The organism is Frigidibacter sp. RF13 (genome assembly GCF_026626305.1).
Taxonomy (GTDB): domain Bacteria; phylum Pseudomonadota; class Alphaproteobacteria; order Rhodobacterales; family Rhodobacteraceae; genus TMP-24.
Window position 1 is genome coordinate 329,355 of record NZ_JAPNUE010000002.1, and the last position, 12,436, is coordinate 341,790.

Genomic DNA, 12,436 nt, shown 5'->3' on the forward strand with positions numbered 1-12,436 from the left:
CTGCAAAGCTCGGGACAGGGAATAGTTGCATCTGCAACTAAGTCAAGATAAAGTTGCGTGTGCAACTTATCATGAGGCAGCCGGTGACCGAAACCGTTCTCTACGACTACTGGCGGTCTTCAGCCTCCTACCGGATCCGGATCGCTCTGGCGTTGCTTGGCATTTCCTATCGGACAGTGTCAGTCGATCTGACGGCGGGAGAGCAGCGGGACGCCTTGAATCTCACGCGCAACCCGCAAGGTCTGGTGCCGACCCTCGACATCGACGGGCTCCGCCTGACGCAATCTCTCGCGATTCTCGACTATCTCAATGAGACGCGACAGGCGGGCTGGCTGCCCGGCGATCCGGCGCAGCGCGCCGAGGTGCGGGCGATCGCCCATGCGATCGCGATCGATATCCATCCGGTCTGCAATCTGCGCGTGGCGAAATATGCCGTCAGTCTCGGCTCGACGATGGAAGGCTGGATGCGGCATTTCATTCCGCTCGGCCTCGAAGGCGTCGAGGGCTTGCTTGAGCGGAACGCGGGCGGTCCCTATTCGCATGGCGACAGCGTCACGCTCGCCGATATCTGCCTCGTCCCGCAAATCTACAATGCCCGCCGCTGGGGGGTGGACCTTGCGACCTTCCCGCGGGCTGCCGCGGTGGCAGAGGCGCTGGAGGCCCTGCCAGCCTTTCAGGCCGCGCATCCCGACCGGGCGAAGCAGGCCGGCTGATTTTTCGAAAGGCTGCAGAACGCATGACAAGCCGCGACACTGACTTCGACCTCGACCAGTTCCTGCCCTACCTGCTCAATCAGGCGGCCGAGGCGGTCAGTCAGGGGTTTCAGCCCGTCTATCGCGACCGCTACGGCATGACGCGCACCCAATGGCGGGTCATGGCGAATCTTGGCAGGTTTGGCGCGATGACCGCGAGCGACATCTGTGCCGCGAGCCACGTCGAGAAGACCAAAGTCAGCCGCGCCGTCGCGACCCTGGAGGCGGCGGGGCACCTGGCCCGGGCACCCAGCGAGAACGACGGCAGGGCGGAAATCCTGTCACTTACCGAAACAGGAATGGCGGTCTTTGAAGATCTTGGCCGATCTGCCCTGTCCTATGACGCGGACTTGAGGGCGCGGCTCGGCCCGGAAAGCGCCGAGGCGCTTCGCGGGCTCTTGCGGCGGCTGCGGGCGATGGAGCTACCCGCAACCGCCAAGGACTAAACCGCCAGTCAGGCCGCGCTTTTCGGCAGCTTCCAGCCCGGACGGGGGAAGTGGCAGGTATAGCCGTTCGGGTAGCGCTCGAGATAGTCCTGATGCTCGGGCTCCGCCTCCCAGAACGGCCCTGCCGCCTTCACTTCCGTCACAACGTGCCCCGGCCAGATGCCCGAGGCATTGACATCGGCGATGGTGCGCTCGGCTTCCGCCTTTTGCGCCTCGCTCAGGTAATAGATGCCCGAGCGGTAGGAAAGGCCGAGGTCATTACCCTGCCGGTTCAGCGTGGTCGGATCGTGGATCTGGAAGAAGAACTCCAGAAGCTGGCGGTAAGACAGCCGTGCGGGGTCGAAGATCACTTCGATCCCTTCTGCATGGGTACCGTGGTTGCGGTAGGTGGCGTTCGCCACATCGCCGCCGGTATAGCCGACGCGGGTCGAGATCACGCCGGGCATGCGCCGGATCAGGTCCTGCATGCCCCAGAAGCAGCCGCCAGCGAGGATCGCGGTCTCTGATGCCATGTCATTTGCCTCCCTTGATCTGGTTGGCGAACGCGCCGTAGCCTTCGGCCTCCAGCCGGTTCAGCGGGATGAACCGCAGCGAGGCGGAATTGATGCAATAGCGCAAGCCGCCCCGGTCACGCGGACCATCCGGGAAGACATGGCCCAGATGGCTGTCGCCGTGCTTCGAGCGCACTTCGGTGCGGATCATGCCATGGGTCCGATCCTCCAGCTCCTCGACATGCTCGTCTACAACGGGCTTTGTGAACGACGGCCAGCCGCAATGGCTGTCGAACTTGTCGTCGGACGAAAAAAGCGGCTCGCCCGAAACCACGTCGACATAAAGGCCCGGTTCCTTGTGGTCCCAATATTCGCCGGTGAAGGCGCGCTCGGTCCCGTCGGTCTGGGTCACGCGGTACTGTTCCGGCGTCAGCCGGGAAATTGCTTCGTCGGTCTTGGCATAGGTCTTGGTCGCGGTGGTCATCGTCACTCCCTTCGCTGCCGTCGCCGCACGCATATGGGTGCAGATGATAACGCCGCAAGCGAATGCTTCAATGGCTCACGGAGCCTTGACATGCGGCAATGAAAGGTCGGGCAGTTCGGGGCGGAGCCCGATGCCGATCAACCGGGCGGGCAGGCAGTTGAGGTAGGGCAGGCGGGCGACCAGACGCGCCGCAAGGGGGGCGCGCAGCCTCGGCGCCGTCGCGGCGAGCGCGGGCGCAAGCACCCGGTTCTGCGCGAAGACCTGAAGGGCCTGCGTTGCCCGCGTGGGCCAGAGCCGCCGTTTCTCGACCGAGGCAAGATCGGCATCCGTCGCATTTCCCGCCAGCAGCGGGCGGGTCAGCAGGTTCGCGGCGGCGACCGCATCCTGCACGGCAAGGTTCACGCCCACGCCGCCAACCGGCGACATGGCATGTGCAGCATCGCCGATGGCAAGGAACCCCGGTCGCCACCAGCGCTTCAGCCGGTTGACCTGGACATTCAGAAGCTTGACTTGATCCCAGTCGTCAATCTCCGCCGTGCGGTCGTCGGAGAAGGGCAGAAGCGGGCGAAGCTCTGCCCGGAAGGCTGCGATCCCGGCATCCCGGATCCGCGCGTTCGCACCCTTGGCGATGACCTTGGCGCATTGCCAGTACTCGCCCCGGTTCAGCATGATGAAGATCCGCCCCCGGTCGAAGCGGCCCTGCGTCTGGTCGGTATCGCCCGGCCGACGCGAAAGGCGGAACCAAAGGACGTCGATCGATGCGCCGAGGTCCATCACCTCCAGCCCCGCCGCCTGTCTGAGGACCGACCCGCGCCCATCGGCCGCGATCGTCAGCCGGGCCGGAATTTCGCCGACACCCTCCGGCCCTAGCACGCGGACGCCGGTGACCTGACCGCCGTCGGTCATCAGTCCGGTCGCCTCCGTCCGCATTCGAAGGTCGTAGCCGGGAAAGGCGGCGGCACGCGCGGCGAGGAAATTCAGGAAATCCCATTGCGGCATCATCGCCACGTAGGGCGCCGCGACCTTGAGATGCGAGAAATCCCCAAGGATCAGCTCTTCCCCGCCGAAATTCGCCGCAACCGTTGGCACCTTTTGATGAGGCAGCTTCAGAAAATCGTCCAGAAGCCCCAGCCGTGACATCACTTCCATCGTCGAGGGATGGATCGTGTCGCCACGAAAATCGCGCAGGAAGTCGGCGTGCTTTTCAAGGACCGTCACTTTCAGCCCGGCGCGGGCCAGCAAGTACCCGAGCATCAGCCCTGCCGGTCCGCCTCCGGCGATGCAGCAGTCCCTGCGGTCGCCCTCACTCCTCATCATCCCCGCCATCGGACATCGCAGCGCGCATGGCCGCGAGCCCCTCGCGATAGGTCGGATAGGCGAGATGAACGCCCAGTTCGGTACGGATCCGGTCGTTCCGCACCTTCTTCGATTCCGCATAGAAGCTGCGGGCCATGGCCGACATCGGCGCTTCGTCAAAGGGAATACGCGGCGGCGGCGGCAGGCCAAGCAGCCGCGCGGCGTGGATCAGCACTTCCTCGGGTGATGTCGGCTCATCATCGCAGACGTTGTAGACCCCGCCCGGTGCGGGGGCCTTGATCGAGGCCTCCAGAACCGCCGCGATATCGTCGACATGCACGCGGCTCATGAACTGGTTCTCGCGGATGATCAGCCGCGCCGTGCCGTCCATAACCTTGCGGAAAGGCCCGCGCCCGGGGCCGTAGATGCCCGCCAGCCGGAAGATATGCAGCGCAAGGCCGGTCCTCGCGGCGAGCTGCTGCCAGGCCTCCTCCGCTTCCAGCCGCGCCTGCCCGCGCGCGGTCGATGGCGCAAGCGGCGTGTCCTCGTCGACCCATCCACCGGCATGATCGCCATAGACGCCGGTCGTCGACAGATAGCCCGCCCAGGCGAGGTGCGGCGCTGCTGCCTCGATCTCTGTCCCGTGCGCGGCCAGCACAGGGTCGCCCTCGGGGACCGGCCCGATCCCGGCCAGAAGATGGGTGGCGCGGGCAAGCGCAGGCTGAAGCGGTGCGCCGGGCCAGATCAAGGGCTCGACGCCCGTGGCGCGCAAGGTTTCAGCCTTCTCTGCGCTACGGGTTGTACCGATCACCGTCCAGCCTTGCGGCAGCAAGCGTCGCGACAGGGCGGCGGCCGAATAGCCGTGGCCGAGGATGAGAAGCGTTCCAGTCATGGCGCGACTATCCCCGGCGCGCACGCGGGATTCAAGCGGGCCTTGACGGACCTCTTGCCGCATGATCCGCTTGCGGGATGAGCGACGATCCCTCCCTCGACGCGGCCTATGCTCTCGACGGTGCCGAGGGCGCGCGGCGCCTCTATCGCGACTGGGCGGCAAGCTATGACGGTGATTTTGCTGCGGTGCAGGACTATCTTCTGCCCGCCCATGTGGCGCGGCATTTTGCCAATCTTGGCGGGCAGGGACCGGTCCTCGACGTGGGCGCGGGCACCGGGCTCTGCGCGGAAGGGCTGGCGCGCGCAGGGATCGGCCCGATCGACGGGATCGACCTGTCGCCAGATATGCTGGCCATAGCGAGGGCCAAGGCTCTTTACGCGCGGCTTCTCGAGGCGGACGTGACCGGGCCGATGGACCTGCCCCACGCGCATTACCGGGGCATCGTCAGCTCCGGGACCTTCACCCTTGGCCACGTTGGGCCGGGGGCGATCGCGGGGCTTCTGGCCCATGCGGCGCCAGAGGCGCTCATCGTGCTTTCGGTCAATGTGAAACATTGGGACAGCGCGGGGTTCGACGCCGCGTTCGAGGCACTTGCGGGCCGCATCACTTCGCCCGACCGGCAGGAAGTTATGATCTACGGTCCAGCCGCCGACCCCGCCCACCGCGACGACCGCGCCTGGCTCGTCAGCTTCCGCACGCTCGCCTGAGCCCGCAGGCCGATTTCCGCGCCGGTGACGCACTTGTCGTACTATCGTATTGAACGGTCCTCGCCGCGCCGCTATCAGGGTCGGACATCCCAGACCCGATGATGGACATGGCCCGGCTCTATCACGTTCCCCTCTCGCCCTTCTGCCGCAAGGTGCGCCTGACGCTCGCCGAGAAGAAGATCGAGGTGGAGCTTGTGGAAGAACGCTATTGGGAACAGGGCCAGGACTTCCTGCGCCGAAATCCCGCCGGGAAGGTGCCGGTCCTGAAGATCGACAACCGCACCCTGTCGGAAAGCCAGGCGATCTGCGAGCTTCTGGAAGAATCCGTGCCCGAACCGCGCCTGATGCCCCGCGATATCGACGGACGCTATGAGGTGCGCCGCCTGTGCGCCTGGTTCGACGATAAGTTTCACGAGGAAGTGACCTCGAAACTGCTTTACGAGCGGATCAACAAAAAGATCATGGGGCAGGGCTACCCGGATTCGAAAAACGTCAAGACCGGGGCGAGCCGGATCAAATACCATCTTGATTACATGAGCTGGCTCCTGGATCAGCGCCGCTGGCTGGCGGGCGACCAGATGACGCTCGCCGATCTGACCGCGGCTGCGCATCTTTCCGCGCTCGATTATATTTCTGACGTGGACTGGAACCGCAGCCAGAACGTGCGCGACTGGTATGCCAAGATCAAGTCGCGCCCCTCGTTCCGATCGATTCTCGCCGACCAGATCCCTGGCTTCCCGCCGCCATCGCATTACGCCGATCTGGATTTCTGAGGAAAGGCCGGGGGGCTGCCTGCCCCCCGGACCCCCCGAGGATATTTGGAAACGGAAGAGGATAGAAATTAACCCTTCCTTCACCTTGGCGCGCGAGCCTTGGGCCATGCGCCCGACTCGCTCCGCCTTCGAGGAAGTTCCCCTGCCGCTTTTTGGCGACGATGAGGCGCCGGGGCTTGCGCTTTCTCAAGGCAAACTGCCCTCCTATATCTGCGACCACCGCGAAAGACTGCGCGAAAGGTTCATGGCGGGCGGCGCGGCGGCGATGCCAGACTATGAGCTTCTGGAACTGGTCCTCTTCCGCGCGATCCTGCGGCAAGATGTCAAACCCCTCGCCCGGCGGCTCCTGGACCTGTTCGGCACGTTCGAGGGTGTCCTGTCAGCACCCGTCGCGCGGCTGGATGAGGTTCCAGGCGTTGGCCCGGCGGTGATTCAGGAATTGAAGATCGTCGAGGCCGCCGCCCATCGCCTGACCCGGACACGGGTGATGAATCGGCCGGTCCTGTCCTCATGGGAGGCGCTTCTGGATTATTGCCGGGCGGCGATGGGGCACCGGCAGACCGAACAGTTCCGCATCCTCTATCTCGACCGCAAGAATATCCTGATCGCCGATGAGGAGCAGGCGCAGGGCACGGTCGATCATGTGCCGGTCTATCCGCGCGAGGTGGTGAAGCGGGCGCTGGAACTGAATGCCTCGGCGCTGATCCTCGTCCACAATCACCCGTCGGGCGATCCGAGCCCGTCGGAGGCCGACATCCTTGTCACCAATCAGGTGCGGGATGCGGCCGAGGTGCTGGGCCTTGTGGTCCACGACCATCTGATCATCGGCCGCAGCAACGTGTTGAGCTTTCGCAGCGAAGGCTATCTGTGACCCGGCGGCGCAGCGCGCGCCGCCGGTTGCGGGATGCTGTCAGACGAAGAACTGGCCGCCGTTCGCGCTGATCGTCGAGCCGGTGATGAAGCCCGCTTCGTCGGACGCAAGGAAACAGACGATCCGCGCGATCTCCTCGGGCTCGCCCAGGCGGCCGACCGGGATCAGCGGGATGATCCGCTCGTTCAGCACCTTTTCGTCGATCGCCTTGACCATCTCGGTCGCGATATAGCCTGGGCAGATCGCGTTCACCGTGATCCCAGCGCGTGCGCCTTCCTGCGCCAGCGCCTTGGTGAAGCCGAGGTCACCCGCCTTCGCCGCCGAATAGTTCGCCTGACCGGCCTGCCCCTTCTGCCCGTTGATCGAGGAGATCGAGATCACGCGCCCGAACTTGCGGTCGCGCATACCGGACCAGAGAGGATGCGTCATGTTGAAGAGGCCCGAGAGGTTGGTGTCGATCACCTCTTTCCACTGCTGCGGCGTCATCTTGTGGAACATCGCGTCGCGGGTGATGCCCGCATTGTTCACCAGCACATCGACCGGGCCGAGGTCGGCCTCGACCTTCGCGACGCCGGCGGCGCAGGCGTCATAGTCGGCGACCGACCATTTGTAGGTGGGGATGCCGGTTTCCTTGGTGAAGGCCGCCGCCGCCTCGTCATTGCCCGCATAGTTCGCCGCGACCGTGTAGCCTGCGGCCTTCAGCGCCACCGAAATCGCCGCGCCGATGCCACGCGACCCGCCTGTGACCAATGCTACCCGTGCCATGATTCTCTCCCGTAATGAGTGCTGCTTGAAACAGCGTTAGCCAAATGCAAAAACGGGCGCAACAATGTTGCGCCCGGTTTTCTGCGTTTGCAGCAAAATGTCGCTGCGATGCCGCGATCAGGCGCGCTCCAGGCACATGGCCACGCCCATGCCGCCGCCGATGCACAGCGTCGCGAGGCCTTTCTTGGCGCCCGAACGTTTCATTTCGAAGACAAGGGTGTTGAGGATGCGGGCGCCGGACGCACCGATCGGATGGCCGATGGCGATGGCGCCGCCGTTCACGTTCACGCGCGCCGAATCCCAGCCCATGTCCTTGTTGACCGCACAGGCCTGGGCGGCGAAGGCCTCGTTCGCCTCGATCCGGTCCAGATCGGCGGCCTTCCAGCCGGCCTTTTCCAGCGCCTTGCGGCTCGCGTGGATCGGGCCTACGCCCATGATCGCCGGATCAAGACCGGCGGTGGCGTAGGAGGCGATGCGGGCCAGCGGCGTCAGGCCGCGCCGGGCCGCCTCTTCCTCGCTCATCACCAGAACCGCCGCCGCGCCATCATTGATGCCGCTGGCATTGCCCGCCGTCACCGACCCGTCCTTGGCAAAGGCCGGACGCAGCTTGGTCATCGCGTCGATCGTCGCGCCGTGGCGGATATATTCGTCCTGATCGACGATGGTATCTCCCTTGCGGGTCTTCACGGTGAAAGCGACGATCTCGTCGGCGAACTTGCCCGCCTTCTGCGCGGCTTCGGCCTTGTTCTGCGAGGCCAGCGCGAATTCATCCTGCATCTCGCGGCTGATCTGCCACTTCTGCGCGACGTTTTCGGCGGTCGTGCCCATGTGGTAGCCGTTGAACGCGTCCCACAGGCCGTCCTTGATCATGCAGTCGATGAAGTTCAGGTCGCCCATCTTCTGCCCCGCGCGCAGATGCGCGACATGGGGCGACAGCGACATCGATTCCTGACCGCCTGCCGCGACGATTGCGGCGTCGCCCAGCTGCACATGCTGTGCGGCCAGGGCCACGGCGCGCAGGCCCGAACCGCAGACCTGGTTGATGCCCCAGGCTGCGCTTTCCTGCGGCAGGCCGGCCCTGATATGCGCCTGACGCGCCGGGTTCTGGCCCTGACCAGCGGTCAGCACCTGGCCGAGGATCGTCTCGCTCACCTCGGCCTTGTCGATGCCCGCGCGGGCCACCACCGCCTCAAGCACCGCCGCGCCCAAGTCATGTGCCGGCGTATTGGCGAAAGAACCGTTGAAGCTGCCGACCGCTGTGCGTGCGGCCGAGACGATTACGACATTGGTCATGCTCTATCCTTTGCTTTGCGATATGGGCCGCCGCCACCCGGCGCTTCCCCCTTGCCGCCGTGCAGCATGACCAATGCCGACGGTGCGTCAAGTATTTCGCAGTCGCAAAATGACCGATTGCACCCTCAGGCGCTTTTCTTCGGTTTTTCCGCCTTCCAGGGCGGGGTCACTGAGGGCGCGCCGACGTAATAGCCTTGCAGGCAATGCATCCCCATCGCCGCCAGACAGTCGGCATCGCGCGCGCTTTCGACCGATTCCGCCACGGCGAACATGTCGAACTCCCGCGCTACGGCCAGAAGGGCGCGTGCCATGCACTGATTGTCGGGATTGTCGGCGATACCGCGGATGAACTGGCCGTCGATCTTGATGAAATCGAAGAGCAACTGCTTGAGATATCTGAAACTCGTCATGCCCGCACCGAAATCGTCGAGCGCGAAGGAGATGCCCTGCTTCTGCAGCTCCTTCATGAAGACGGCGACGATATCGGGCATCACCATCACCGATTCCTCGGAGATTTCCAGGATCAGCCGTTCTGCCGCCGTCGGGCAGGCCCTCAGGCCCCGCCTGAGAGTGCGCATCCAGCCCGGATAGGCGATGGAGCGGGCGGACATGTTGATTGCCATCCTGAGGTCGCGCGCGCGGGCAAGCGCCTGCAGACCCATTTCCAGCGACAGGCAATCGATTATCCGGCCGATCTCGCTCGTCTCGACCGATCCCATGAAATCGCGCGCGGGGATGATTCGCCGCGTTTCGTCCAGAAGCCGGATGAAGCCCTCGTAAAAGGCCGGCCGGTCGGCGCGCGCGATGCTGATAACCGGCTGGAAGGCCAGCATCACATCCTTGCGCTCAAGTGCCTTGCGGACCATGGCCATGACCTCGCGGTCGCGGCTTGTGACGGCCGCGTTCAGGGGGCTGGCATCGGCCGGTTCGACCGGCGCGCGCGCGCTTTCTACCGGCTGGGACATGGCACCTCCGTTCGGTTGGCGACAGGATCGGTGCGCGGGGCTAACAAGCGGTAAAGAAACCCGGTCTGGGTGAAGAAAAGCCGTAGCACAACTGGCATTTGCCCACGGTTCTGTCGCAACCTTCTGCGTTGATCGGCAGAAGCCCCTGATCTTCTTCTGTTAGGCCGCGAGAGCGGCGAACTGGGCAAATGGGCAGAGTGCGGGTGTCATTTGACGCTTGCGGATCATGTTCGCCACCTCGATCCCTTCGAGCGTTGGCGAGGCCGAGACAGAGGACTTGAACCCGAGCATGGGCTGGTTCCGCCTCTTGATGACACGGTGATCCTGCTCAACGATGTTGTTCAGATATTTGATCCGGACCTTCTCTCTCGACATCAGGCAACCAAAGCTCCGCAGCATGCGGTCGACCGCGCTGATCCCAGCCGTGTTGGCTCCGCTGCGATAGATGAAGATCTTGCGAGGCAGGCCGTTCACCTCCAACGCCCTGGCAAAAAAATGGTCGCGGCTGGTTTGTTCCGGCGCGTTGCGATCATGAAGTCCAAGGTCCTCCCGAACTTGTCGACAGCTCGGTAGAGATAGACCCATTCACCCTTCACCTTGATGTAGGTCTCGTCCATACGCCAGGAACGATCTGTCGGAGCCTTCCTGCGCCGCGCATTGGCGGCAATCAAAGGGGAGTAATTGGCGACCCAGCGGTTCAGCGTCGCGTGGTCCACCTGCACGCCCCGCTCTGCCAGGATCTCTTCCGGGTCTCGGTATGACACCGTGTAGCGGACGTAGAAGAATACCGCGAACAGGATCCCTTCTTTCGGGAACTGGGCGCCCTTGAACGAGCTCATGACCAGCTCTCCCAACTCCGTTTGCTTGACAGAAAAGCGGTCAGCCACATAGCCGGCGCCCGTCAACCGCCAAAGTTTGCGACAGAACCCTAGCAGGTACCACCGCGTCTTGCGCATGGTTGCTTGGGCCAGATCACGTTCGTCCTGGCTTTCGATATATTCCTCAGCGGTCAGCTTGAAGGTTGTTCTGGCCTGCGTTTTCGCCGCAAGCTGGTTCAACTTCTTTTTGCACTGTTGGATCGGTGCCGTTCGCGAGCGTCGTGCGCGCTTGATCGCGCTTCTTGCGCGCGTGGTCGATCGAGACATCAGGATACCGTCCATGCGAGAGCAGACGCTCCTTGCCGAGGAAGCGGTACTTCTGTTGCCAGAGCTTAGAACCATTCGGTTTGACCCTGACTGAAAGCCCGCCACCATCGGTCAGCTTGTACGGCTTCTCTCGGCTTTTCGCCTTCTTGATTCTGAATTCGGACGGCGCCACCTGGGGGGTATCAAGTCCCCTCCGCCGCGGCGGCACCCCCACAGATATCACCTGCGCGCTGAGAAACGAGGGTAACCTATGTACCGGTGATAAGAGAAAGTACGGGATAAGGTGCCGAAAAATCGGAGGTTTTGGTAGGATATGCGCTGCTATTGGGAGGACGACTGGTGCCCAGAAGAGGACTCGAACCTCCACGCCTTGCGGCACTGGTACCTGAAACCAGCGCGTCTACCAATTCCGCCATCTGGGCCGATGTCGTGAGGCGCGATGTATAGGGGCGCCCGGGCACTGTCAACGGGGTCGGCCCGCTTTCTTTCGCAGGAGTCATTGCGGCTTGTTCCCATGGGGCCGAGACGGTAATCAGGGGCCAAGTCTGATACCCAGGGAGGCGCAGCCTATGGCGAAGCTCGTCACGATTTATGGCGGTTCGGGGTTTCTCGGGCGGCAGGTTGCCCGGCTGATGGCGCGCGAAGGCTGGCGGGTGCGGGTTGCCTGCCGCCGCCCGAACGAGGCTTTGTTCGTGAAGCCCTATGGCGCCGTCGGACAGGTCGAGCCCGTCTTCTGCAATATCCGTGACGATGCCTCTGTTGCAGCGGCGATGGCGGGCGCGGATGCGGTGATGAACTGTGTGGGAACCTTCGACAAGGGCGGCCGGAACAATTTCGACAGCATCCAGCATGAGGGAGCGGAGCGGATCGCGCGGATCGCTGCGGCGATGGGCGTCGGCGCTTTGGTGCATGTCTCGTCGATCGGGGCGGACGTGGGATCCGACAGCGCTTATCAACGCTCGAAGGCGGAAGGCGAGGCGGCTGTGCGCGCGGCCTTTCCGGGTGCGATGATCCTCAGGCCTTCGGTGATGTTCGGGGCGGGCGACGGGTTCTTCAACCGCTTTGCCGCGCAAAGCCTGCTGGGGCCGGTGCTGCCCATCACTGGCGGCAAGACCCGGTTCCAACCGGTGTTCGTGGAGGATGTGGCTGAGGCCGCCGTCAAAGGTCTGACCGGCGGCGCCTCTGGCACCTATGAGCTTGGCGGCCCTGATGTCGACACGCTCGGCGGGCTGATGAAGCGCATGCTGGCTGCCATCGGTCGTCGCAGGCTGGTGGTGAACCTGCCCTTGTGGGTCGGCGGCCTGATCGGCGGCATCCTGGATGTGGGCTCGGCGCTGACGCTGGGCCTTGTGTCGAACCGCATCCTGACCCGGGATCAGGTGAAGAGCCTCCGCCGCGACAATGTGGTCGCCGAAGGCGCGATGGGCCTGGCCGACCTTGGCATCAAGCCAACGGCGATGGGCGCCGTCCTGCCCGATTATCTCTGGCGCTTCCGGCCCTCGGGCCAATATGCGGCGATCAAGCAGTCGGCGCGGAATCTGAAGAAACCTTCCTGA

14 protein-coding genes, 1 tRNA gene and 1 pseudogene are annotated in these 12,436 nt (G+C 64.1%); 6 read left to right on the forward strand and 10 right to left on the reverse strand.

Annotated elements, in window-relative coordinates; all coding sequences use genetic code 11:
- The first annotated feature begins 83 nt into the window (after positions 1 to 83).
- Both maiA and OU426_RS07280 read left to right on the forward strand, forming a co-directional pair.
- Positions 84 to 713, forward strand: a complete 630-nt coding sequence (maiA, locus tag OU426_RS07275) for a maleylacetoacetate isomerase (RefSeq protein WP_267633263.1) — start codon at positions 84 to 86, stop codon at positions 711 to 713.
- A gap of 23 nt (positions 714 to 736) precedes the next feature.
- A complete protein-coding gene (locus OU426_RS07280; protein ID WP_267633264.1) occupies positions 737 to 1,198 on the forward strand; it encodes a MarR family winged helix-turn-helix transcriptional regulator in 462 nt (153 codons plus the stop codon).
- 8 nt (positions 1,199 to 1,206) lie between these two features.
- Here OU426_RS07280 and msrA read toward each other — a convergent pair whose 3' ends face one another.
- The 4 genes from msrA to OU426_RS07300 all read right to left on the reverse strand — a co-directional run bounded on the left by msrA (position 1,207) and on the right by OU426_RS07300 (position 4,361).
- Positions 1,207 to 1,710, reverse strand: coding sequence for a peptide-methionine (S)-S-oxide reductase MsrA (msrA, locus tag OU426_RS07285; protein ID WP_267633265.1), 504 nt, complete (start codon positions 1,708 to 1,710; stop codon positions 1,207 to 1,209).
- A 1-nt stretch (position 1,711) separates the two neighbouring features.
- A complete protein-coding gene (gene msrB, locus OU426_RS07290; protein WP_267633266.1) occupies positions 1,712 to 2,173 on the reverse strand; it encodes a peptide-methionine (R)-S-oxide reductase MsrB in 462 nt (153 codons plus the stop codon).
- 75 nt (positions 2,174 to 2,248) lie between these two features.
- A complete protein-coding gene (locus OU426_RS07295; RefSeq protein WP_267633267.1) occupies positions 2,249 to 3,487 on the reverse strand; it encodes an FAD-dependent oxidoreductase in 1,239 nt (412 codons plus the stop codon).
- Positions 3,477 to 4,361, reverse strand: a complete 885-nt coding sequence (locus tag OU426_RS07300) for an SDR family oxidoreductase (RefSeq protein ID WP_267633268.1) — start codon at positions 4,359 to 4,361, stop codon at positions 3,477 to 3,479. Before OU426_RS07300 ends, OU426_RS07295 begins: the two co-directional genes overlap by 11 nt.
- A 77-nt stretch (positions 4,362 to 4,438) precedes the next feature.
- On the opposite strand from OU426_RS07300, the gene OU426_RS07305 reads away from it, so the two are divergent.
- The 3 genes from OU426_RS07305 (at position 4,439) to radC (ending at position 6,712) form a co-directional block, all read left to right on the forward strand.
- Positions 4,439 to 5,068, forward strand: a complete 630-nt coding sequence (locus tag OU426_RS07305) for a class I SAM-dependent DNA methyltransferase (protein WP_267633269.1) — start codon at positions 4,439 to 4,441, stop codon at positions 5,066 to 5,068.
- 107 nt (positions 5,069 to 5,175) lie between these two features.
- Positions 5,176 to 5,841, forward strand: a complete 666-nt coding sequence (gene fzlA / locus OU426_RS07310; RefSeq protein ID WP_267633417.1) for an FtsZ-binding protein FzlA — start codon at positions 5,176 to 5,178, stop codon at positions 5,839 to 5,841.
- 106 nt (positions 5,842 to 5,947) lie between these two features.
- Complete coding sequence (radC, locus tag OU426_RS07315) at positions 5,948 to 6,712, forward strand: RadC family protein (protein ID WP_267633270.1); 765 nt, start codon at positions 5,948 to 5,950, stop codon at positions 6,710 to 6,712.
- A 39-nt stretch (positions 6,713 to 6,751) separates the two neighbouring features.
- On the opposite strand, the gene OU426_RS07320 is transcribed toward radC, so the two are convergent.
- From OU426_RS07320 to OU426_RS07345, 6 genes and pseudogenes are all read right to left on the reverse strand, one after another.
- Complete coding sequence (locus tag OU426_RS07320) at positions 6,752 to 7,477, reverse strand: beta-ketoacyl-ACP reductase (RefSeq protein ID WP_267633271.1); 726 nt, start codon at positions 7,475 to 7,477, stop codon at positions 6,752 to 6,754.
- A gap of 117 nt (positions 7,478 to 7,594) precedes the next feature.
- A complete protein-coding gene (locus tag OU426_RS07325) occupies positions 7,595 to 8,770 on the reverse strand; it encodes an acetyl-CoA C-acetyltransferase (RefSeq protein ID WP_267633272.1) in 1,176 nt (391 codons plus the stop codon).
- 125 nt (positions 8,771 to 8,895) lie between these two features.
- On the reverse strand, positions 8,896 to 9,735 hold the full coding sequence (locus OU426_RS07330) for an EAL domain-containing protein (protein WP_267633273.1): 840 nt from the start codon (positions 9,733 to 9,735) through the stop codon (positions 8,896 to 8,898).
- 159 nt (positions 9,736 to 9,894) lie between these two features.
- Positions 9,895 to 10,574, reverse strand: a pseudogene (locus OU426_RS07335) (IS6 family transposase).
- 163 nt (positions 10,575 to 10,737) lie between these two features.
- Positions 10,738 to 11,052: an Arm DNA-binding domain-containing protein gene (locus tag OU426_RS07340; protein WP_267633274.1), complete on the reverse strand. Its 315-nt coding sequence runs from the start codon at positions 11,050 to 11,052 to the stop codon at positions 10,738 to 10,740.
- 165 nt (positions 11,053 to 11,217) lie between these two features.
- Positions 11,218 to 11,302, reverse strand: a tRNA-Leu gene (locus tag OU426_RS07345).
- 147 nt (positions 11,303 to 11,449) lie between these two features.
- On the opposite strand from OU426_RS07345, the gene OU426_RS07350 reads away from it, so the two are divergent.
- Entirely contained in the window at positions 11,450 to 12,436 is a 987-nt protein-coding gene (locus OU426_RS07350) for a complex I NDUFA9 subunit family protein (protein WP_267633275.1), read from the forward strand.